The following is a 22626-nucleotide window of genomic DNA, read 5'->3' as shown; positions in this document are numbered from 1 at the left end:
GAATTGCTCGAGTCCGGACTTCACTGTTGAGCATCTCCGTACCGCTGCGAACGGTAACTGCGTTATTTAACGTTGCGGACGGAGCCTGAATTCTCGATTTTTCCCGAAACTGCATACCGCAGCGGTTTCTCCATTACATTTCACTGTGAGCGGCATTGTTTAGCACCGTAAAAAACATTGCTGAACCGATACTTTGGCAGGGAGACTCTTCTTAAGCCCCGCCATCTCTACTCTCTCTCGGGTCAATGCAAAATCCGACGGACAATCGGAGGGATGGCGGTGGTTTGTTGTAGTCATGAAAGAGAGAACTCCCACTTGCAGGGTTTGAATTTGGCCTTTAGGGCGTCTAGCAGTGTTGGTATTGGACTGGGTGCGGCACTATTGCTTCTTGCTTCGTCTGGGGCTTGTGGGCAGATGGTATCGCCTGAGATCGATCGGTCTTCAGAACCTTTTTCTTATTTCAGCAAACCCACAGACATGCTTGGTGTCATGGATGCGCGTACCGGGACTGAGGTGACACCGGAGGGCTATCTCTATACCGGCTATGGCGAGTTACTGTTCTTTACCGGTGGCATGGACCACCCCTTTTCTCAGAGAGTCAAAACTCTCGAGGATGGAGATCTGCCTGTTGTCCACTATAAGAGCCAGGACGAAAATGGGCTGAAATACGATGTCACCGCTTTTGAAGCCTCTTTGAATGGCAAGGCGGACGGAGTGCTGGTCAATTTCATAAAGGTTGAAATCAGGAATACTTCGAATTCTCCTTTGACCTCATACTTCTCGGCAGGCTTCCGCTATACAGCTCCTGTAAACACTTCAGATGGAATTGCAGACAATCGTTATCTGAGACCCAGGCCTTGGGGGCCGCAGTCTGTCTATCAAATGGGGGAGTCATATAATCCCGACTGGATATATGGGTTCCATGAGGGGGCTTTCCTTCGCGACAATAAAGCAGTTTATCTTTTTCAGCGGGAACTGAATCCTCGTCTGCGCTTGACCCTAAAAGAAGGGTATAACCGTCCTCATAACCTTACGCCCCGAAAACTAGAAGTTCTGCCCGATACTCCTGTGGGGATTGCTCAGTTTTCCCAGAAACTGGCTCCTGGCGAGAAGCAGATTCTCTTTTTGAAGCAGCCTGTCATTCCAGTCGATCCGTCGAGTGAGGCTTACAAGCAAATCGCAGCTGCAGACTTCAGTGTGTATTTGCAGCAGACAAAAGATTTTTGGCGTTCAATGTTGACATCTGGGACGCGGATTCACATTCCTGAAAGTAAGGTTGAGCAAACCTACAATGCCAGTCTTGTATATAACCTGCTGGCAAGGGACAAGGCCGACGATCAGTATATTCAAACCGTTAACAAGTTTCAGTACCATCGTTTCTATTTGCGCGATACTGCCGATCTTGTGACAATGTACGACCTCACTGGGTATCCGAAGATCGCCGGTGAAGTTGCCGAGCACATTTTGTCTACGCAGCAGCCCGATGGCAATTTCGTATCGCAACCTGGCCAGTTGGATGGCTGGGGTGAGGCTCTATATACCTTCGGCATACATTACCGCCTGACGCATGATCTTGCCTTTGCCAATCATGTATATCCTGCCGTGCAGAAATCCATTACATGGTTGAAACAAGAGCGAGCGAAAGATCCGCTGCACTTAATTCCTGCTACAAATGTTTTGGATAACGAATACATCGCGGGGCATTTGACGGGTAATAATTTCCTGGCTCTCGATGGCTTGAAGAATGCAATTGTGTTGGCTCGTGCGCTTGGCCGTCAGCAGGATGCGAAGGAATATAGCGAAATCTATGCGGATTACTACAAGACGCTAACTTCCATTCTCGATCCCATTACCGCCAAAACCGGTGGTTATATTCCCCCCACCCTCGACGGAACTACTGCTGGGGAGGACTGGGGTAACATGCGAGCTATCACGCCAGAGCCGCTTTTCACTCCCTTCGATCCTCGCGTAACTGCCACGCTCAAGAAGACGTTGGCTAAGTATCAAGAGGGAATCATGACCTATGGGGAAGGGCGCTATCTCCATCATTATCTAACGGTGAAAAATACCTTGACCGAGGTGGCCCGGGGGAAAGCTGAGGATCAAGAGCAAGCTGTTTCAGAACTGTATGGTCTTTTACTTCACACCAGCTCGACACATGCAGGTTTCGAGTATGCAATCCGTCCTTGGGGGAGTCGCGACTTTGGAATTAACCTGGCTCCGCATGGCTGGTTTGCCTCTGAGTACCGTACTTTGCTACGTAGCATGCTGGTTCGTGAAGACGAGTCCGACCTGCATTTGATGTCTGTGATTTCGCCTTCGTGGATAGGAGCTGGAAAAACTCTTTCCATCGAGAAGGCCCCTACATCCTTTGGTGAAGCTAGTTTCTCTCTCCAGATGGAAAGCGAAACGGAGGCCACGTTGCGCCTTCAAACCGATATTCGCTATGGGAAGCCACGGATCTTCCTTCACATTCCCTGGTTCATGCGGGTGGATCGGATAACGGTCGACGGTATTTCTGTACCTCTGCAAGATGGTGCTGTTGCTCTTAAACCTGGCACCAGAACGATAGCTATCCAGTGGAGACGCAAGCCGGATGTAAAGCCCTACTCATATGACCAGGCCGTCTCGGATTACAAAATGGAATACGCTCGTCGGTATGCAGAGTACCTGCAGAATGGCTTTGAACCATAAGCATGACAAGATTATTGCTTATAACGAAGAGAGGTAGCGATGGCCGTTATTAGTTCAGCTCAAGACGGTGGCGGTCGGTTCCTATCTCTCGACGTACTTCGGGGAATAACCATAGCCGTCATGATCCTGGTCAACAATAACGGCGATCCCGATCATGCTTTCAGTACGTTGCTACATTCCCGATGGAATGGATGTACTCTCGCAGATGTTGTCTTTCCTTCGTTCCTGTTTATTGCGGGTACATCTTTGGTCTTCTCCTTTCGCTCCCGCTTGCGTCGAGGGGATTCTCGAAGAGCTCTCATAATTCATTCTCTGCAACGAGTAGCCATCATCTTTTTGCTGGGGCTCTTCGTAAATGGCTTTCCGTTCTTTCATTGGGAAACTTACCGGGTCTACGGAGTGCTTCAACGTATTGCACTTTGTCTGCTTGTGGCCAGCTTCTTGACGCTCTACGTGAGGACGAGAACACTGGGGGCTGTGCTGGTTGCTTTATTGATCGGTTACTGGATTTTGCTACGGTACATCCCTGTTCCAGGTTTGGGGTTTCCGGGGCGGGAAATACCCTTTCTTGATCCTTATGCAAATATCGTGGCCTATACCGACCGCCATCTACTCCCTGCAAAACACATTTACCGGCAGACCTTCTATGATCCGGAGGGACTAGTAAGTACGTTTTCAGCTTTAGCGACAACTTTATTAGGAGTACTGGCCGGACGGTGGTTAGTTATTGACGGTACAAAGATTGTAAAGTTAAAAGTGCTTTTCTGGAGTGCTGTCATTTGTCTCAATGCAGGCTTTTTGTGGAGCGGGATCTTTCCGCTGAATAAGCGTTTATGGACGAGTTCCTTTGTTCTTGTTTGCGGTGGGATTACGATGATGGTATTCTCCGTCCTTTATTGGTGGCTTGATGTTCGTAGGACGAGTGGAAAGTGGAGTTATCCTGCCATTGTGTTTGGAAGTAATGCGCTGGTTGCCTATATCTTTTCCGAAATGCTTGCACCCATGCTCGATGTTGTGCACGTCGGATGGAAGGGGCAATCCTTTCGTCTCAATCAGTGGCTGTTCACTCAGATTGCTGGGCAAGTTAAGTTCCTTCCCCTAGCATCGTTGATCTATTCTCTGGGTTTTGTTTTGGTCTGTTATCTGCCTCTCTGGATGCTCTACCGGAAGAAGATTTTTCTGAAGATATAGAGTTTTCTTGCGTAGGAATAGAACTGACTGATTTTGTGTCTTGAATTGTATCGCTGAGAATGTTGAAGAGCAGCAAGATCTTGAGGGAAAGAAGAGGCCAGTATCTGGGATGTAGATACTGGCCTCTTTGTGATTCGGGTTAGTTATTTAAAGGATTTGTCTGGATAGGCCGGAGCCTTGGGTACTGGCCGCGGATCTTCCTGAATCTCTTTCTTTAGGAGATCGATTGCAGCCTCTAGCTGTGCGTCATTTCCTTCGAAGGTGCTGTGCGGAAGATTGTCCACGACGATATCCGGTTCAACGCCATGTCCCTCAATCAGCCATTTACCTTCCGGCCCATAGACCCCGGTTTCTCCTGCCGTAGCAACGCCTCCATCTGCCTGAACGTTACTCCCGCTGAGCCAGATTTCTCCGCCCCAGGTCCGCAATCCGATTACCTTACCTAAGTGGAAGCGGCGGAAACCTTCCGTGAACGCTTCTCCATCGGATGCTGTTTCCTGGTCGCAGAGAACAACAATGTGTCCGCGAAAAGCATATTGCATATTCCATTCCGGCTGTCCGACGCGAGGCTGCCAATAAAACCATGCCTGTCGTAGCAGTTTCTCTAGTAGCCAGGAATCGATATTGCCACCATGATTGTGCCGGACATCGATGATAAGCCCCTGGCGTTTGTAAATGGGATAGTAATCGCGAGCCCATTGGTTCATATCGTCCGGCCCCATTGCTCGCAGGTGGACATATCCAATTTGAGACTTGGATTCAGCGTCGACTTTCAACCGTCGTGAATACTCCCAGTCTGAATAGCGCAGATGTTCTTCATCCCACGATTTGATCGGTGTTACCAATACATCGCGAGCTTCCCCTGAAACGGGCTTCACGTGAAGCATTACTTGCGTTCCCGCTTTTCCCCGCAGCAGTGCGCGTTCGTCGGGAACAGTGAGGAGATTCTCGCCATCGATGCTTACGATTGTTTCACCTTCTTTTACGAGAGACTCCGGACGCGCTAGCGGAGGAGCTGTATCAGGAAGATCCGGATCATGACGGTAGATATGTTCGACAACGTATCCTCCAGCCTTTTCATCACGCCGTAATTGAGCACCCAGGCCTGCAAGATCTATATGGTCGGATGGTCTTCTTCTATCTCCACCACGTACAAACGTGTGAAGGGCCGAGAGCTCACCCACCATTTGAGCAATTACGTCGTTAAGTTCATCGCGGTCGGCAACCCTGTCAACCAGGGGCAAATAGCGATCGCGCATTGCTTTCCAGTCAACCCCGTGCATATTACGGTCGTAGAAGTAATCGCGTTCCAGTCGCCACGCGTCCAAAAAGATTCCGCGAAATTCCGCTCGTGGATTGGTAGAGAAACTCCAAGGAGAGAGGTTGATGGCAGCTTTAGCCAGAGCTTTCGCGTCCCCGGTCCCTGAGGCCTTTACGTCTGAATCGAAGATATAGAAGTTATCATCTTTGGCTATGAGGAACTTCTTGCGGTCTTGAGACATTTCGTAACCTTTAATGTCTCCAATTACCGTTTCTGCTTCGTCTCCTTTGTTTGCGATATCCAGGCATTGCAGCGCGAGTTTGAAGGAACCATTACTACTTGCGTCTATCCAACAAAGGCGTTTTTCCGTTGCTTGCAGATCGCCATAGTTTCCTGCATGTACCGGAACCTCATTCAGACGCAGAGCCAGATCAGTGAAGTCGATCTTAACTTCCGGTGGTTTCTTTTCGTCGGACTTTTGATCGCCTGATTTTTCTGATTCAGAAGATTTCTTGTCAGATGCGTCCTTTTTTGTATCGTCCTTTTTGCCGTCTTTCTTTCCTGTAGCTTTGTCCTCGGCTTTTTTGTCCTTATCTTTATCCTTATCTTTATCCTTGTCCTTGTCTGGGTGTAACTCGTCAGCAGGCAAGAAAGGAGAACGTAGTTCGGGAGTTAGGGCTAGTTCGTAGATTTTTACCGTGTGATCGAAATGAGGCTCGGGTTGGCGCGGACCCCAAGGCGAATAGACACTGGTTCTCAGCATCCTGTCTGAGAGGAAGTAGAGCCACTTTCCATCTGAGCTCCAGACCGGATTGGCGCTGTTATATCGATCGGAAGTTATAGCCTGAATCGCTCCTGATTCGATATTCAGTACCTTGATCTGTGAAAACTGATTCGGTGCCGTTTCGACGAATGCCAGCCAACGGCTATCTGGCGACCACATGAGATTTTCAAAGCCGCCAGCCATCGATTGCTCGATTTTTTTATCCTGCTTTGTCTTGATGTTGTAAATCCAAAGCTGCTGGTCTTTATCATGGTGGGCGAGCCAGTTCCCATCGGGAGAGGGAATTCCCTCCCAGCGCAGTACCTTCGCATCATGGGTCCACTGTTCGGGAGTCCCGATGCCATTGGCCGGATATTTCCAGAACTCGGTCTCTCCACTCTCGGTAGAGAGCGCGATGATGCTCTTTCCATCTGTAGAGAATCGGGCATCGCGATAACGAATCGCCGAGTTGGCTGCAATCTTAATAATGCGGCCGTTCTTAGCAGGCAGGCTGAAGACCTCTCCTCGTGCCGTGAATACGGCATTGCTTCCGTCAGGGGAGATGTGCACATCGGATAAGTATTGGAGAGGTTTCTTTACCCAGTGCTCACGCAATTGATCGAAATCGGAGGGCAACGACACAGAAACAACGGCCTCTTGTCCTGTTTTCAGATCCAACAGCCAGAGATCCCCTCCAGAGGCATAGATAACCTTCCCCTCGGAGATAGAAGCAGATTCGACATCGAACTGATGTTGATGGCTCTCCTGCTTTACGCCATGTCCTTTGGTGTCCATGGAGTAGACGTTCATAATTCCGTCTCGATCGGAGAGGAAGTAAATCCGGCCATTCCAGAACATCGGGTTATGAGAAGTTCCCGCCCAATCGGAGGTTAATGGCGTTGCTTCCGACTTTCCATCGAAGCTCCAGAGATTTTCCGACCAGCCACCTTGATAACGTTTGGTTGAGCTGAACTGTTTGATCCATCGAGTGAAAAACAGTGTATGGCCGTCGGACGAATAGGCTCCCTCTGTGGCCGAGGCTAAAGGCACGACTTGCTGGCCGCCATGACTGTCGATTAAGACCAGTTTGGGATCAGGAAGGGTGGAGTAGCGCGCAGTCCGCACTATCAGACGTCCATCGGGCGTCCATCCCTCTGGTGTTGCATCTCCATTCCAGGTGCGGCGCTGAGGTAATCCTCCCTCAATCGGGATGGTGTAAACCTCGGAAGGCCCTTCGTATTCTCCTTCGAATGCCACTGTTTGGCCATCAGGCGAGATTGTAGCCATGGATTCAACGCCGGTGTTGGAAGTGAGCCGTCGTGCAGCTCCACCATGTGTGTTCACTGTCCACAGATCGCCTTCTGAGGTAAAGACGATGGTATCGGCGTGAATAGCGGGAAAACGATAGTATCCGCGGTGTATCTCTCCCTGATCGCTGGCGAATAGTGAGAGCGAACCCACAAGGCCGAATCCAACCAGGCACACAAGCTTGCTTAATCTTCTATTGATAGGCATGGGCAAATAGAAAACCATCCTGCTAAGTGAAATCTTCCTTCGCGATCAGAGTGAAATGAGATTTAGCGGCATAACCGGCGATTCCTCTGAAGACACAATGCTCGTTGGAGGGAAGAATACACCATCTGCAGAAGTTTTCGAATTTGCCAGTCCAGAAGATGGTTTGGAATGCACTCGTTCATCGAGCGGGGTTCCTACGTTGTCACAAAGGAAGGCTCCTCTTGACCATTGACACGCTTGGAAGGCGTAAGAATTGCTTCTCTCGGTGTCCGTTAATGGACGGGTCTTGTCCAACTTTGGACGCTCAGCGATTTACCAGGTCTAGCTAGTTACCTCGGAGCTGAACAAAAGCAACCCGCAGCAATCGATAATCGCTCTGCCGTTAATGCTAAGGCATGAAGATTTGTTTTCTTGCAGCCATAAGTAAAGATAGAGAATGGCGTTCAGTTATATCGAACGTGGTCCCGAAAATCGGACAGTGGGGTGGGTATTTCTCCGGCAGAGCTGGAGAAATGCTCATGTGGCTAGAGCAAAACCAGCGTAGATGTATCCCGAGCCACAAATCCTTGCGCAGGTTTTCCGTTAAGAAAACCTGCACATCACCGTATTCGGGCAGGACACAGTAACGCTGGTTTTGCTCTAATCCACAATTTCTGTTTTTGTATCATAGGGAACAGCGGCGAAGGGGGAAGAATCTTTGGCCAAAGGAGCTTGAGATGCCAGTCACTCAATCGAAGAAAAAACAGCCAAAGGCTGCCGGGCCAGGACGTCCGGTGGATCCCACGCTTGACGCCCGAATTCTGCAAGCAACACTCGCAATTCTCTCTAAGCAAGGCTACTTCGGATTGACACTCGATGCAGTGGCAAAGCGTACTGGCGTTCCGAAGTCGACGATCTACCGTCGCTGGCGTTCTAAAGGGCAATTGTTTGCCCAGGCGGTGTCGGGTTCTCTCGAATTCGGCAATGTGTTCATAGACACCGGCAGTATAGTCGGCGATTTGAGCGCGATTTTGAAGCGTGACCGTGAGGCCGCCAAGCGCCCAGGCTTAGCCGACTCGGTTCTGGGACTCCTCATTGAAGCACGCTCGGATCCTGCCGTTATTTCCTTGCTACGCCAGATCATGCAGAAGCGCAGTCAAAACTATATGCTGGCATTTCAGCATGGTATCGCACGGGGCGAAATAGATCCGAACGCCGACCTGAATGGCTCATTGAGCATGCTGCTGGGACTTTTCTGGCATCGTCTGCTGAGTGGTTCAGGAAGCCTGGATGATTCTGCATGCGAGCACCTCGCTCGCCAACTTGTCGAAGGCATTCAGCCCAAGTAAAAACGCGGAGAACTCAGAACCCTCTGACGAAGAGGACGAGAACGTGCTGTCCTATTGTTTGAACAATTACGCTACTATAGGTTGCGAAAATAAGCATATTGATTTTTAATGAAAGCACCAGCAATAGCAACGACATACCTTCGTTTATATCGGTAGTGAAAAAGCGCCTCAAGGGCACATAGGCAGGAAATGCTTGCGGAAAGCCATCCTGTCATATTATGAGCCGTTCAGGAGCATAAATAAGTTGTAGGGCTGGAAGAAATTGAGGCGAAAGAATGCCCAAAAACTCTGCACGACTGCTGCCAAGTTGCTCCGTAATGCGCTGCACGCTATCCAGTGTTGTCTTGTTTTTCTCCGTTTTGCTTCTTACTCCCAGGCTGAATGCGTCAGCTGCCCAAACAACGACGACGCTGACGGTTTCATCCTCAACGGTGAACTCGGGAGACGTTGTTACGCTGATGGCTACTGTGCAAGACAGTGGCGGTTTGCCTCTGAGTGCCGGGAGGGTATTATTTTGCGACGAATCACTGTCGACAACTTCTTGTCACGGAGGAGCGCAGTTAGCCGAGGTGTGGCTGGTCCGGACCAACGCAAAAGGATTCGCCGTGGGGAGCGCAACTCTCAAGCGTCGTTTCAGCATAGGAACCCATAAAATACGCGCGCGTTATGTATCAAACGCCAACTATGCAGCCTCGGCCAGCGATGTTGAAGAGGTCACGGTTTCCGCAAACAACTGGCTACCCTCGACGACGACCATTGCGGCAAGCACGGTTGATGCCTCCGGCGCTTATCCCTTGACCGCGACCATTACTTCGCAGACCCTGCCAGCACCGAGCGACTCAGTCTCATTCTTTGACACTACAGACGCCAGCTCGCTTGGCGATGCCAGCCTCGGCAGTTCCACTCTTGCGCTCGGGCTGATCTCGAATGCCTGCGTTGCCGCTCTCAACCTTTCAAGCATTGCAGTAGGTGACATCAATAACGATGGGTATCTGGACGCGATATTGGGATATTACAGTTCCACTACGGCGACCGTGATTATGGGCGATGCCCATGGAAACCTCACTGCGGCAGGCAGTGTTGCCATTAACATACCCTACAACATTCACCTCGCTGATCTCAACGGCGATGGCGTGCTAGACATCTTTGCCGCTACATACAGTGACCAGCGCATCATGGTTGCGCTCGGAAACGGCGATGGTACCTTTGGAACACCCTTCTCGATTACGACTTCTCCATTTACCAAGTCCCCGACCGTTATCGAAGTGGCTGATCTCAATGGAGACGGCCTGCCTGACTTGGTAATGAGTCAAAACCTCAGGGCGCATCTCTACTTCTTTTTGAATGATGGAAACACCTCTGACCTGACGTTCACCGAGGCATCGACGGAGCCGACCTCGGATGGCTTCGTGAAACGGCTGGCAGTCGGCGACTTCAATGAAGACGGGTACGATGATGTCGCATACGGCAGCGAGTACGCGAATAAGTTTCTCAGACTCGCATTAGCAAACTCCACTCAGTCTTATCTCTCCACAACGCTCAGTGCAGATGGTTCAGTCCCAGGCGGTACTGAAAACGCTGTTGTCGGCGACCTCAACAACGACGGACATCTGGACATAGTCTTTATGGGAAAGGCAGGCAACCAGTCGGTAGTCTTACTCGGCAAAGGCGATGGCTCCTTTACACAACATCAGATTATTGCCGAAATAGCTGACCCTGAATACCCTGCCACGCTCACCGATTTCGACGGGGACGGAAATCTGGACTTGATGGTGAACAAATATTCCAGTCCTACTCTCTATTATTACAAGGGAGATGGAACTGGAACTCTTACCCTCGCTGAGAGTCACAGCAAAGACGCAAGTCACACCACTATATTCGGAGTTGCGCAAGGAACCGCGATTGCTGCTGGAGATTTCAACGGCGACGGTTATCCCGACATGCTGCTGGGCGACAACAACCGTACGTTCTCTCATATTTCTTTGCAGACCAGTCAAACCGCTACAGCGAATATTACGGTTTACGATACCTCCGCAAGTAATACCCATGCTGTAAGAGCTCAATACAGCGGAAGCAATTCCTACGCGGCAAGCAATTCCGACACAGTATCTCTGACACCCGTCACCCTGTCGAAGCAGACTGTTTCAGTTACCTTGGACTCTCCACTGAATAGTGAAGTTACCTATGGCTCAGTAAGCAGCGGAACAGTGAGCGCATCAGGCAGTTGTTCTGGTGCAATCACGCTCTCTGTTACAGGTCCGGCCACACTGAGCAGCACAAGTTCTGGAGGAATCCTGACTATTACGGGCGCGGGAACCATCTCGATTAAGGCCACGGCTGCTGCGACCAGTTCATGTGCACCCGGAGTCGCATATCAAACCATTAAGGTTGACCAGGCCACGCCAACGGTTTCCGTCTGGCCCACGGCTTCATCGATTGCTTACGGACAGACTCTTGCTTCTTCCTCACTGATCGGAGGCACATCCTCTGTGGCAGGAAGCTTTGCTTGGACGACACCGAGCACAGTGCCTGCGGTTGGCACGTCATCTTATAACGTGACGTTCACTCCCTCCGATACGACCAACTACAGTACAGTCACAGGATCCGTCCGCGTCACAACAGGCAAGGCCACGCCTACCATCAGCGCGTGGCCCACGGCTTCATCGATTGCTTACGGACAGACTCTTGCTTCTTCCTCACTGATCGGAGGCACATCCTCTGTAGCGGGAAGCTTTGCTTGGACGACACCGAGCACAGTGCCTGCGGTTGGCACGTCATCCTATAACGTGACGTTCACTCCCTCCGATACGACCAACTACAGTACAGTCACAGGATCCGTCAGCATCACAACAGGCAAGGTCACGCCTACCATCAGCGTGTGGCCCACGGCTTCATCGATTGCTTACGGACAGACTCTTGCTTCTTCCTCACTGATCGGAGGCACATCCTCTGTAGCGGGAAGCTTTGCTTGGACGACACCGAGCACGGCGCCATCTGCGGGAACGGCAAGCTACAGCGTAACGTTCACTCCCTCTGACGCGACCGGCTACGGCACCGTTACCGGATCCGTCAGCATCACAACAGGCAAGGCCACGTCTACCATCAGCGCATGGCCCACGGCATCGTCCATTACCTACGGACAGACTCTCTCTGCTTCTACGCTGACCGGAGGCACATCCTCTGTGGCCGGAAGTTTTGCTTGGACGACACCGAGCACGGCGCCTGTCGTTGGCACGTCATCCTATAACGTAACGTTCACACCCTCCGATACGACCGACTACAGCACAGTCACCGGATCCGTCAGCGTCACAACAGGCAAGGCCGCGCCTACCATTAGCGCATGGCCCACGGCCTCATCCATTACCTACGGACAGACTCTCGCCTCCTCTAGCCTGACTGGAGGCACATCCTCTGTGGCAGGGAGTTTTGCTTGGACGATATCGAGCACAGCGCCATCAGCGGGAGCGGCAAATTACAGCGTCACATTTACGCCGACTGATACGACCGACTACAGCACAGTCATAGGATCCGTCGGCGTCACTACAAGCAAGGTCACGCCTACCATCAGCGCGTGGCCCACGGCCTCATCGATTGCTTACGGACAGACTCTCGCTTCCTCTACGCTGAGCGGAGGTACATCCACTGTGGCAGGGAGCTTCGCTTGGACGACACCGAGTACAGCGCCTACCGTTGGCACGGCATCCTATAACGTAACGTTTACACCCTCCGACACGACCGACTACAGCACAGTCACAGGATCTGTCAGCATCACTACAAACAAGGTCACGCCTACTATCAGCGCGTGGCCCACGGCATCGTCGATTGCTTACGGACAAACTCTCGCTTCCTCCACGCTGAGCGGAGGTACATCCACTGTGGCCGGAAGTTTTGCTTGGACGACACCGAGCACAGCGCCATCAGCAGGAACGGCAAATTACAGCGTCACATTTACGCCGACTGATTCCACCGACTACAGTACAGTCACAGGATCCATCAGCATCACTACAGGCAAGGCCCTGCCTGTCATCAGCACATGGCCCACGGCATCATTGATTACCTACGGACAGACTCTTGCTTCTTCAAGCCTGACTGGAGGCACATCCACTGTGGCAGGAAGCTTTGCTTGGACGACACCGAGTACCGCGCCATCTGCGGGAACGGCAAGCTACAGCGTAACGTTCACTCCGTCTGACGCGACCAACTACAGCATGGTCACGGGCATGATCTCTGTCACTACCACTTCGACCACTTTTACTATTACGGACGCTAGCAGTAGCTTGCCCACACAGACCGTGATTCCAGGCAATGCCGCTAGCTTTGGCTTAACGTTCACCCCAGCAGCAGGCACCTTCTCAAATACAGTAACCTTCGCAGTTAACGGACTGCCCGCTGGAGCAACAGCCCTCTTTTCGCCCACATCAATCGCCGCCGGCAGTGCGGCAACTACCGTCACGATGACAGTGCGCACCGCGGCGGCCAAGGCCCTCAACACAGTTCCTCCTGGAGGCCCCCCAAAAGCTCCCTTTGCGTTAGCCTTGCTGCTCTTGCCTCTGGCAGCGACTAAACGTATGCGCTCACATGCACGGCGCTGGATGCTTGTGTTGTTCGTTCTGACTGCGCTCGGAGTCACGACCGTACTAACCGGATGCGGCGGCGGCTACTTTTCTCAGTCGGCGAAGTCGTACACGGTGACGGTAACAGCAACCAGCGGTGCAGCCATCCAGACACACACCGTTACGCTCAACGTTAAATAGCGCAAAGGAGAACTCTTCGATGATGAAAACTGCTCATGCTCCTGCTTTGCGTTTGCTGCGCGTGTTCAACGCGCAGCAAAAAACCTCCGGCACTTATTCGGAAGGAACAGTTAATCTGGCTGTAACCTATCAGGCAGCCTATAACGGATCGACGCACCCCTTCTGGCTGCAGGGTGGAAGCTGTCAACTGGTAAGGCATATATGACTCGGCTTAGTCTAGGTCACTGACGTCAGTGACCTGCACACGGGCAACATGCATGGTTCAGGCGTGGGGCTCGATCTGGTGACTGCAACCTTCGGACCGTGCTACACCGTGCATGTGCATGATCTCGTTAAGCGGATGGATGCTAAACGGCGTATCGCGTTTTATGGCGAAGCACTGGACGACGACGCCAACGGTTTCAACAGCATCTTTCCTACGTCATTTTCCGAGAGGATCGATTGTTTGGGATCGAGAAACTCTTGCGCAGCGCTACGCTGAACGAAAGTGCTAAGGAGTCTTTGGACGCTGCAATGCGTGCCAGATTAATTTCAGTTGTTCCATTGGGGAGCAGCGGCCGGTACTCAGTGTCTTCTGGGACCAGCTTCGACACACAAAGGGGTGCAACGGTTATTCCTATTCCCGCGCCTACTAGCCCGACGATTGTCTGCCAATGAGGTGCCTCCTGTGTGATACGCGGTTGGAAACTCCGCTTTTGGCAGAGCTTCATCGTCGTTTCCCAGGCGTATTCTCCGGCTGCCTTAGGATAGAAGACAAATGGTTCGTCTTTCAGCTTTTCCAGAGGCACGACCCGGTATCGGGCGAATGGATGGCCTTTCGGAAAGATGACGACGAAAGACTCTTTTACGATTGGTTCCGAGTGAAGCTCCTGTATCGAACCTGGATCTCGCACCAGACCTACGTGAAGATCACCTTTGATCAGGGCTTCGACCAATTCTGCCGTATGCAGCTCGTGAAGTTGTAGACGAACCTTGGGGAAGAGTGTTCGGTAGGTGCGAAGAGCGCGGGGGAATGGCGTGAGCATGGCTGAACTGACAAAGCCTACAGACAGGGACCCTGTTTCTCCTTTTGCAATGCTTCGTACCTTGTCGAAATCCTCATGGACTCTGGCCAATGTGCGCTGTGCGCTTTGCAATAGAGCTTCTCCGGCCAACGTCAGTTTGACGGAGCGAGAGGTGCGCTGAAACAACTTATGCCCAATCATCTCCTCGAGCTGCCGGATCTGCTTTGATAGTGGGGGTTGGGCGATATGAAGCCGTTGAGCTGCTTTGCCAAAGTGGAGTTCTTCTGCAACCGCCACAAAATAGCGCAAGTGACGAAGTTCTATTTGCTCATCCATACCCAATAGATATTAATCTAGGCTAACAAGATATTGGACCTCACGATCCCTCTTTGCCAATATTGAAGACGAGGGGGATAGCTTGAGCTGTTTATCTGAAGAGAATATGACTTCCATTTTTCGCAAGGTGATTGTTCGTAGGTTTCAACCCGGAGATGAGGCTACCTTTTATAGCTTGAACGAGTCATGGATTTTAGAGCACTTCTTTATGGATGAAAGGGATAAACGAATACTGGGCGATCCGGTGAGATCTGTCATCGACCCTGGAGGGGAGATCTTTTTCCTCGAGAAATCCGGAATCGTTGTGGGCTGTTGCGCTTTGCTCCCTATGGGGGATCGATCATGGGAAGTTGCGAAGATGGCCGTGGCTGGAACGCAACGAGGTAAGGGATTGGGCCGGCAATTGCTGGCGTTTGTCATTGAACATGCCAAAGCGGTAGGCGCATGCAAACTTTGTTTGAAAACCAGCAGTCTCCTTCAACCGGCAATTCACTTGTACCGGTCTATGGGATTTCAAATCGTTGCTTCGGAAAACTCTACGCTTTGTCGGAATGAACGTGCCGATGTGTTTATGGAGCTTATTCTTTAATCATCTGCGATGCTGGCTTTGAAGTCATAGCCTCAATGGCTGTGGTGCTTGAGATTTTCCTTTGGCTCAGAAGTTTGTCGGTTATCTTTAACTATGGAGACCAAAAAGCAGCCTGCATCGTGGAAGATTCTAGCCGCGTTTGCGATCATCTACTTTGTCTGGGGTTCCACCTTCCTTGCGATTCGAATTGGTGTTCACGAAGTGCCGCCATTCTTGTTGGCTTCTCTTCGTTTCTTAACCGCAGGGTTTGCCATTTATTGCGCCATGTTATTGAGTGGCCAGCATTCTCCTCGCTGGAGGGAATGGGCTTCCGCAAGCCTGCTGGCGATACTTATCTTCGTGCTCGATTACGGTTTGCTCTTTTGGGCAGAGCAACGTGTGCCATCGGGTGTGGCTGCTGTGATGATGGCAATCATACCTGTGTTTATGTCTCTTTCGGAGATCGTCATTCTTCGAACGCAGCGGCTCACCGCGGGGCTGATTGCCGCGTTTCTGATCGGCATAGGTGGGGTAGCTATCTTGGTGAGCCGGTCGCTTAATCTTGGCGGTGCTGCTGTCGATACAGCAGGAGCTATGGCACTTATCGTCGGTTCTATCAGTTGGTCGATTGGCTCGGCCCTCACTCGTAAGCTGCCATTACCATCATCCAAGGTCATGAGTTCCGGAATACAGATGCTTGCCGGTGGCGTGTTTTTAGGCCTGACCTCGGCTGCGCTGGGAGAATTTGGTAGTTTCCACCCGTTGGCTGTATCTGGGCGGGCGTGGTTTTCCTTGCTCTATCTGATTGTTGCAGGGTCCATCATCGCCTTCACGGCTTATGTCTGGTTGCTTCATCACGAGTCACCTACTAAGGTTGGAACCTATGCCTATGTGAATCCCGTTGTGGCCGTTCTCTTGGGATATTTCGCCGCAGGTGAAGAGCTTGGTGTGAGAACAGCTCTTGGCACGGGATTGATCTTGATCAGCGTGGTGATCATAACCACACGGTCTTCGAAGAAAGCTGTGGAGGAACCAGCGATGAAGAAGATGAGGGAAGTCTAGAGAGGAATCAGGGTAGATGCATCCGCAAGCCACGGAGGATCGCGCAGCTTTTCCGTCAAGAAAAAGCTGCTCTTAGCTTTTGCCGGATCGGACACAGTAACCCTGATTCCGCTCTAGAAGGATGGAAGAAAGATGATGGGGCTCGGAAAGGCCGAGCCCCATGGTGAAACTGATCGTGTTGGGAGGTCCTATTGATACGCACCTGCCTTCTTGAAATCCCCACCTTTCACAATTGAGATCTGTGCTGGATCGACGTGCCGTTTAAAGGCATCATTTACTTGCTGTGGGGTAAGCGCCGCTACAGCTGCTTCGAGCTTTTCGTCCCATTGCAATGTGCGCCCCCACTCCTCACGGTTGATCAGAATGCCTGCTACCGAGCTTTCTTCGGCTCTTTGGACCATGCGATCATCCAGCCAGGCTTTCTTTGTCTTCTCTATCTCCTCTGCAGTAAAGCCATCTTTGAGGGCGCGCGCAAGCTCCTCGTTGAATGCAGCTTCGACTTTGGGGGCATTTTGCGGTGCTGCGATTGCTTGACCGAAAAGCATCGCATCATCGTCTTTGGTAGGGATGGAGAAGCGTGCTCCAGCCCCGTAGCTCAAGCCATCTTTGACTCGGATACGTAGAAAGAGGCGTGAGTTTGGAGAACCTCCGAGGGCCATGCCTGCAATCGTCAGCGCTGCATAGTCTGGATCTGTATCCGTCATTTTTAAAGGCATTCTCGCCAGGAAGTAGGAGTTTTGTTTATCTGGAGTTTCTACTTTCCGATTGATTGCCTCAACTTTGCGATATGAAGTGGCAATACGTTCATAATGACTGTTGCTCTTCCAGTCTCCGAATAGCTCCGTAGCCAGCTTCTTGACTTGCTCTGGATCGAATTGTCCACTGACGACAATTTCTCCTTCGCCAGCACCATAAAATTGTGAGTAAAACTGGCGTACTTCCTCTAGTTTGACCTTCTTCAAGTCTTCGATTTCTTCATCAATTGTTGCGACATACCGCACGTCGCCCCGAGGATACTGAGAAGAGAAGTGTCTACTCAATTCCAGATATGCCAGGTTCGCCGGTTCCGTCTTTCCGCTTTCAGCAGAGGCGATATGTTGCTGCCGGATCTGTTCAAATTCATTTTCAGGGAAGGATGATTCGCGCAATAGCTCTCTGGCAAAGCGCAAGGAATTAGCCAGGTTCGCTTCCAGCGTTCTGATGTTTGCTGTAGCGTAACTTGCACCCCCGTAGGCGTTGATTTGGGCTTTTAGTTTGTCCGTTTCGTCTTGAATCTGCTGACGATTCTTGTTTTTTGTGCCACGCATTAGCATGGCACCGGCCATCTCTCCTGCAGTAGATTTGCCGAATAGAGATTTTTCATCGCCGAATCTCACCCGGACTGTGGCAACGACAGTACCGCCGCGGGTTTTCTTGGGAAACATAACGAGCTTAATGCCGTTGGGCAGCTTAGCGCGGATAACGCGAGCTTCGATGTTTTGCGGAGTAGGATTGAAAGATTCACCCGCCTGAATGGCTTGTCCGCCCTTGTAGTCTTTAAAACGCGCGATGGGATCTGGGGTTGTCGGAATTTCGGCTCGATCCAGATTCGTCGTTGGGATAAATTCTCCGAGTGTGCGGTTAGATGGCTTCAAATATGTTTTTGCCACACGTGTGACATCGGCAATCGTGACTTTATTTATTTCATCACGACTGAGGAAGAGAATACGCCAATCACCGCGTCCCACAGCTCCGCCCAAACGCATTCCTATCAATTCCGAATTTGTCATAGCGAGTTCAGTGTTTTTTAGAATGCGTGCTTTGGCGCGATCAACTTCTTCTTGTGTGGGAGGGGTGTCCAGAAAGCCTTCCACCGTTTTCAATGCAACCCGTTGGGCTTCTTCGATGGACTGGTCGGGTTTGAGCTGCACATGAACCATGGCGAAACCCGGATCGTGCATCCCGGATGCGTACATGTTAGCGGCGACCGCTTTCTTGCTGTCCACTAGTTCTTTATAGAGCCGCCCTGTCTGGGAGGCTCCGAGTATTTCAGTCATAACTTCCAAAGCGGCGCTATCAGGATGCAGTTCTGCGGGAATATGATAGACGGCAATGAGCCCCTGTATATTGCCGACCCGCCGTAAGGTTATCGAACGTTCTCCTTCTTGTGTCGGTTCTACCGTATATGGCTGAGCTAGTGTGCGTTCAGGCTTGGGAATAGCACCAAACGTTTCGGCCACCATGCCGAGAGTCTTGGTCTCATCGAATTGCCCTGCAATGATTAGCTCGGCATTATCGGGCTGATAATACTTCTTGTAAAAGACAGCCAGATTGCCAATCGGAACTCTTTCGACATCCGTGCGATTTCCAATTACGGTCTTTCCATAATTATGGAAGTTATAGGCTGCTGCGAGAACTCGCTGGCGAAGGATATTCATAGGGAAGTTCTCGCCAGCTTCCATCTCGTTACGGACCACGGTCATCTCTGTATCGAGATCCTTCTTCAGCATGGTCATGTTCACCATACGATCGGTTTCAAGTCCTAATGCCCAGCGTAGGTTTTCATCGGAGGCATTGAACGTCTCGTAGTACATGGTCTGATCGTAGGAGGTTGTGCCGTTGAAATTCCCGGCTGCGCGGTCGCTCAGTTCCTTAAAGATCTCACGGCCTGAGGTAGAGGACTTGAACAACATGTGTTCAAGAAGATGTGCCATACCGGTTTCGCCATATCCCTCGTTTCGCGAACCGACTTTGTAAACAACATTCACCGTAATCTTTGGTTTTGAGTTATCTGGAAAAAGCAAAACATGAAGGCCGTTCGGAAAGGCATATTCTGTGATTCCTTCAATGGAAGTAATCTTTTGAACGCCTGACGGCAGATTCTGAGCACAAGTTGTAATGGTGAGGATAATAGTGACGATAGGGATAGCGATGAATCGCTTCAGCTTCATCTTTCGATGCCCTTCCGAGAAGTGAAGATAAATAACGTCGAATTATACACAATCGATAGCCTTGGCAATTTAAATATTGCCAAGATGGGGGCAATCCTGGCTGTTTGCCAGTTATTTCAATCTTAAGCTGCAGTCTCGAATGCACAAACAGCTGACTAGAGGACGGAGATGTCTGCTCTTTCGTTCGGGAAAAATGGATCTAACTTGATTTTGGCTAGGTACTTTTGTAATTACAATTGAGAAGTGAAGTTGGGAAGACTTTCAGACGATGGTGAGGAGCAGCTTGCTTTGGCGGGAAGCCGCGCGAATTGAGTGTAGCCAATAGCGTGGTATTGCCATGCCGTGCAGTGATCTAGTGCTGATTCTTTATCTGGTACGACGGTGCGAGCGGTCCTAATATCAACATGGCTATATTGCCCACCACGGCTTCGTTATCCTCCATATCTGCAAAGACCGACAGGGATGAATGATGATATGCCGAGTGTGTTCCTCATATGCGGAAACAGGCATTTTGAATGCAGTGAAGAGGGATGCGAACTCCTGAGAGTCCTCATCCCTTGTTAAGCTTATTTTTTTGCAATGCTATTTCGGAGAAGCAGCGGTACTAGCGCCAGTCGATACGGGAGCCGATTTACTGCTTGAGTAAACAAGGTTCCCCGAATACCGTGCGAAGACTTGCGAAGCACCTGCTACATCGGACAACGGCAGGCTTGTAGTGGCCGTTCTGGACGGTTGTGACAAGGCTGCAATGGCAGTAACGGACGAGGTGTTGAGCCCGGCAGCCACCCAGTCCGAGAGACCGTCTACGTTGATATCTGCCACCGAAAACGACAACGGGAGAAAGGAGGCTGGGTACGGAGCAAGAGGATACATAACCTGCGGACTGAAGCTTCCAAGATTGCCAGGATCGTTGGACAGGACCCCCACCGTGTATTGATAATGGCCTCCCTGGGCCGTTGGCCAACTGATACCCATAATGTCCAGCAATCCATCTCCGTTGCTATCTCCCAAGGCAATATACTCAAGGCCATTACTGGAACCTGGCCCAGTATAAGTTATAAATGGAGCAAATTTTCCGGATTGGTCGGATTGTGCCAAGGAAACAGATATATTCCCATCCCAGTTGGCGGCAAGATCTGTCAAGCCATCTTTATTAAAGTCACCCGCACGTAGGGCAGCTCCTCCAAAATTATTATCAATAGGGTAGCTTTTTACCGGCAAAAAGTTTCCGGGCGCTGTTGCATCTCCCAGCATCACATCTGCCGCGGCTTTTGTGCTACTACCATTCTCCCCGTCACTTACCGCTAGATCCAGGACTCCATCACCATTGAAATCTCCCGTAACAATATCCAGCACGTAGGTTACGTTCGATGGCATAGTCAACGTGCTCATTGGCTGAAATTGGCCAGGATCTGTGGGTGTGTTGAACAGCAGTCCTACCGTCACATCAAAAGTATTCGTTACCGCCAGATCGGGCAATCCATCCCGGTTAAAGTCGCCGACGACAATGGAGGTGGGATTATTGCCTATAGGAATCGGCGATGCCGTCGAGAGAAATTGCCCGGGATGTTGCGGATCATTCATAAGAAGTTGAATGATGCCGGGATTAGCAAAGTCCCCAGGTTGGATATTCGAGCTCGCCGACAGAATAATTGCTATATCCGGTAAGCCATCTCCATTGAAGTCACCAACAGCAATTGGATTCATCTCCCCATTCTGGAAATAGTAATAGAAGCTGGCGGAGAAGAGCGGCGTGTTAGGGAAGGGATAAGCAGTCCCGGGAAGATACTGTCCGGGGTGACAGGGGTCGCTCAATTTGACGTAGAAATCACTCATCGGGGTTCCCAGTGGGTCGTCTGGCGAAGAGACAGTGTACTGATTACTGAACAAGAGGTCGGGGAGGCCATCTCCATTAAAATCGGCCACCACGATATTCGATGCCGATGGTGGATGGGGCACCGTCGTGTCATCGTCAGGAAGAGTTTGGGGTGCAGATGCTCCAAAACTCAACAAAGAATTACTCAACGGCAGGATCCCTAAATTACGTCCGGTGGAAGCATCGCGATAGGATATATCGCCAGTCAACGAGGGAGTTCCATAACCAGTGACTGTTGCTGTCAACTGCTGGCCATCATTCAGCAGTGTTGTTGTGCTTGCGAGTCTGCTGGTGCTGAAGACGAACGCACTCTGGGGATGAGAATTACTTGCTGCGCTTGTTTGAGTTCCGGCAAAAGCTGCATAGATTACATGTAGACCAACTGGCAGAGATTTTTTTAGCGTTGCCGTTCCGTTGCTTTGTAATTGAGCCGTTCCCAGTAAAGAAGTGTCTTCGCAGAATCTAGAACTGGCATCGCAGAACTTTACCAGTCCTGGATTAACAGCCCGTCTTCCTGTGATAACGGTAGCTGTAAGTGTTACGGGTGTTCCAAAACTTACAGCAGGATCGGCGATTTGCAAGAATGTGGTTGTGGGTGTTGTAGCATGAGCATAGATTGAACAGGCCGAAATGAGCAGGCCGCCCAAGACAGCAGTAAAGGTTCGATGGACGTTGATAGGGGTGAATAACAACGAAACAGAATAATTACGGCAGCATTCGGAAAACATAGAAACTCCAGGGGAGGCCCCCAAGTTATCAAAGCAGTGAATAACACTAGTACACTCCACTGACAGGGCAGGGTGGAGCGTCCCGCCTTTGGTCCCGTTTCGAAGTGGAAAATGCACAAATTGCGCGGCGATTTCGAAAACAGAGCCACGATAAAACGTTTCATTCTTACTTCGAAACCTTGCTCGGTTACGCTATGTGATTTCCAAAAAGGCGCTTATAGTTGAATCTTTGATATTCGAACAAAGCAGATAAACTTACGATGCGAAGCAAAGAGCGCATCGGAGAAACTTAAGAAGTACTTCAGTTGAAAAAGAAATATCAACAGGTGTCATTTTTAAACTCAATGAGAACGAGCCAGGTTTATTTTCCACCGACTGTGATGCAACTTCTCGGATTTGGTTGGCTTCTTGGAAAGTTTCTGCATCCTGATGCATTTACTAGGATGGCGCAAGACTGGGACCCTTGGTGTATGTCCTTCGCTTTGGCCGTCCAGATGAAGGTGGTAGGGGGTTAATTGCGAAGGATGTAATCTACGATGGTTCATAATGAGTTGTTCTAGATCCGGAAAGACGCTACGGGGGACGGCGGGCGACAGGGAGATCGCGGAATACAGTC

At 50.8% G+C, this 22626-nt stretch carries 11 protein-coding genes; 7 read left to right on the top strand and 4 right to left on the bottom strand.

Going from position 1 to position 22626, the window contains the following annotated elements; translation table 11 throughout:
• Positions 1-315: 315 nt before the first annotated feature.
• Together AC6I7T_RS05795 and AC6I7T_RS05790 are read left to right on the top strand one after the other, a co-directional pair.
• Positions 316-2694, top strand: coding sequence for a hypothetical protein (locus AC6I7T_RS05795; RefSeq protein ID WP_497792382.1), 2379 nt, complete (start codon positions 316-318; stop codon positions 2692-2694).
• A 39-nt stretch (positions 2695-2733) separates the two neighbouring features.
• Complete coding sequence (locus tag AC6I7T_RS05790; protein ID WP_497792381.1) at positions 2734-3885, top strand: acyltransferase family protein; 1152 nt, start codon at positions 2734-2736, stop codon at positions 3883-3885.
• A 143-nt stretch (positions 3886-4028) separates the two neighbouring features.
• Here AC6I7T_RS05790 and AC6I7T_RS05785 read toward each other — a convergent pair whose 3' ends face one another.
• The gene (locus AC6I7T_RS05785; protein ID WP_497792380.1) at positions 4029-7424 is read right to left on the bottom strand and encodes a S41 family peptidase; all 3396 of its coding nucleotides are present in this window, start codon (positions 7422-7424) and stop codon (positions 4029-4031) included.
• A gap of 716 nt (positions 7425-8140) precedes the next feature.
• On the opposite strand from AC6I7T_RS05785, the gene AC6I7T_RS05780 reads away from it, so the two are divergent.
• From AC6I7T_RS05780 to AC6I7T_RS05770, 3 genes are all read left to right on the top strand, one after another.
• Positions 8141-8752, top strand: coding sequence for a TetR/AcrR family transcriptional regulator (locus tag AC6I7T_RS05780; protein ID WP_497792379.1), 612 nt, complete (start codon positions 8141-8143; stop codon positions 8750-8752).
• A gap of 275 nt (positions 8753-9027) precedes the next feature.
• Positions 9028-13506 (top strand): beta strand repeat-containing protein, encoded by a 4479-nt coding sequence (locus AC6I7T_RS05775; RefSeq protein ID WP_497792378.1) that lies wholly within the window; start codon positions 9028-9030, stop codon positions 13504-13506.
• 19 nt (positions 13507-13525) lie between these two features.
• Positions 13526-13711, top strand: coding sequence for a hypothetical protein (locus tag AC6I7T_RS05770; RefSeq protein WP_497792377.1), 186 nt, complete (start codon positions 13526-13528; stop codon positions 13709-13711).
• Between the two features lie 211 nt (positions 13712-13922).
• On the opposite strand, the gene AC6I7T_RS05765 is transcribed toward AC6I7T_RS05770, so the two are convergent.
• Positions 13923-14846: a LysR substrate-binding domain-containing protein gene (locus AC6I7T_RS05765; RefSeq protein ID WP_497792376.1), complete on the bottom strand. Its 924-nt coding sequence runs from the start codon at positions 14844-14846 to the stop codon at positions 13923-13925.
• Positions 14847-14952: 106 nt separating this feature from the next.
• Between AC6I7T_RS05765 and AC6I7T_RS05760 the strand changes: the two genes are divergently transcribed.
• Complete coding sequence (locus tag AC6I7T_RS05760) at positions 14953-15435, top strand: GNAT family N-acetyltransferase (RefSeq protein WP_497792375.1); 483 nt, start codon at positions 14953-14955, stop codon at positions 15433-15435.
• Between the two features lie 93 nt (positions 15436-15528).
• On the top strand, positions 15529-16476 hold the full coding sequence (locus AC6I7T_RS05755) for an EamA family transporter (RefSeq protein ID WP_497792374.1): 948 nt from the start codon (positions 15529-15531) through the stop codon (positions 16474-16476).
• Positions 16477-16664: 188 nt separating this feature from the next.
• Here AC6I7T_RS05755 and AC6I7T_RS05750 read toward each other — a convergent pair whose 3' ends face one another.
• Positions 16665-19406, bottom strand: coding sequence for a M16 family metallopeptidase (locus AC6I7T_RS05750; RefSeq protein WP_497792373.1), 2742 nt, complete (start codon positions 19404-19406; stop codon positions 16665-16667).
• 582 nt (positions 19407-19988) lie between these two features.
• Entirely contained in the window at positions 19989-22010 is a 2022-nt protein-coding gene (locus tag AC6I7T_RS05745) for an FG-GAP-like repeat-containing protein (protein WP_497792372.1), read from the bottom strand.
• Positions 22011-22626: the final 616 nt, after the last annotated feature.

This window comes from Humiphilus diazotrophicus (assembly GCF_059726315.1).
This window is presented reverse-complemented; position numbering and strand designations above follow the sequence as displayed.

Bases quoted from the DNA above. Each gene is read 5' to 3' on its own strand.
- AC6I7T_RS05750 (WP_497792373.1), bottom strand. From the start codon at position 19,406: ATGAAGCTGAAGCGATTCATCGCTATCCCTATCGTCACTATTATCCTC.
- AC6I7T_RS05745 (WP_497792372.1), bottom strand. From the start codon at position 22,010: ATGTTTTCCGAATGCTGCCGTAATTATTCTGTTTCGTTGTTATTCACC.
- AC6I7T_RS05770 (WP_497792377.1), top strand. From the start codon at position 13,526: ATGATGAAAACTGCTCATGCTCCTGCTTTGCGTTTGCTGCGCGTGTTC.
- AC6I7T_RS05785 (WP_497792380.1), bottom strand. From the start codon at position 7,424: ATGCCTATCAATAGAAGATTAAGCAAGCTTGTGTGCCTGGTTGGATTC.
- AC6I7T_RS05790 (WP_497792381.1), top strand. From the start codon at position 2,734: ATGGCCGTTATTAGTTCAGCTCAAGACGGTGGCGGTCGGTTCCTATCT.
- AC6I7T_RS05765 (WP_497792376.1), bottom strand. From the start codon at position 14,846: ATGGATGAGCAAATAGAACTTCGTCACTTGCGCTATTTTGTGGCGGTT.
- AC6I7T_RS05775 (WP_497792378.1), top strand. From the start codon at position 9,028: ATGCCCAAAAACTCTGCACGACTGCTGCCAAGTTGCTCCGTAATGCGC.
- AC6I7T_RS05755 (WP_497792374.1), top strand. From the start codon at position 15,529: ATGGAGACCAAAAAGCAGCCTGCATCGTGGAAGATTCTAGCCGCGTTT.
- AC6I7T_RS05780 (WP_497792379.1), top strand. From the start codon at position 8,141: ATGCCAGTCACTCAATCGAAGAAAAAACAGCCAAAGGCTGCCGGGCCA.
- AC6I7T_RS05760 (WP_497792375.1), top strand. From the start codon at position 14,953: ATGACTTCCATTTTTCGCAAGGTGATTGTTCGTAGGTTTCAACCCGGA.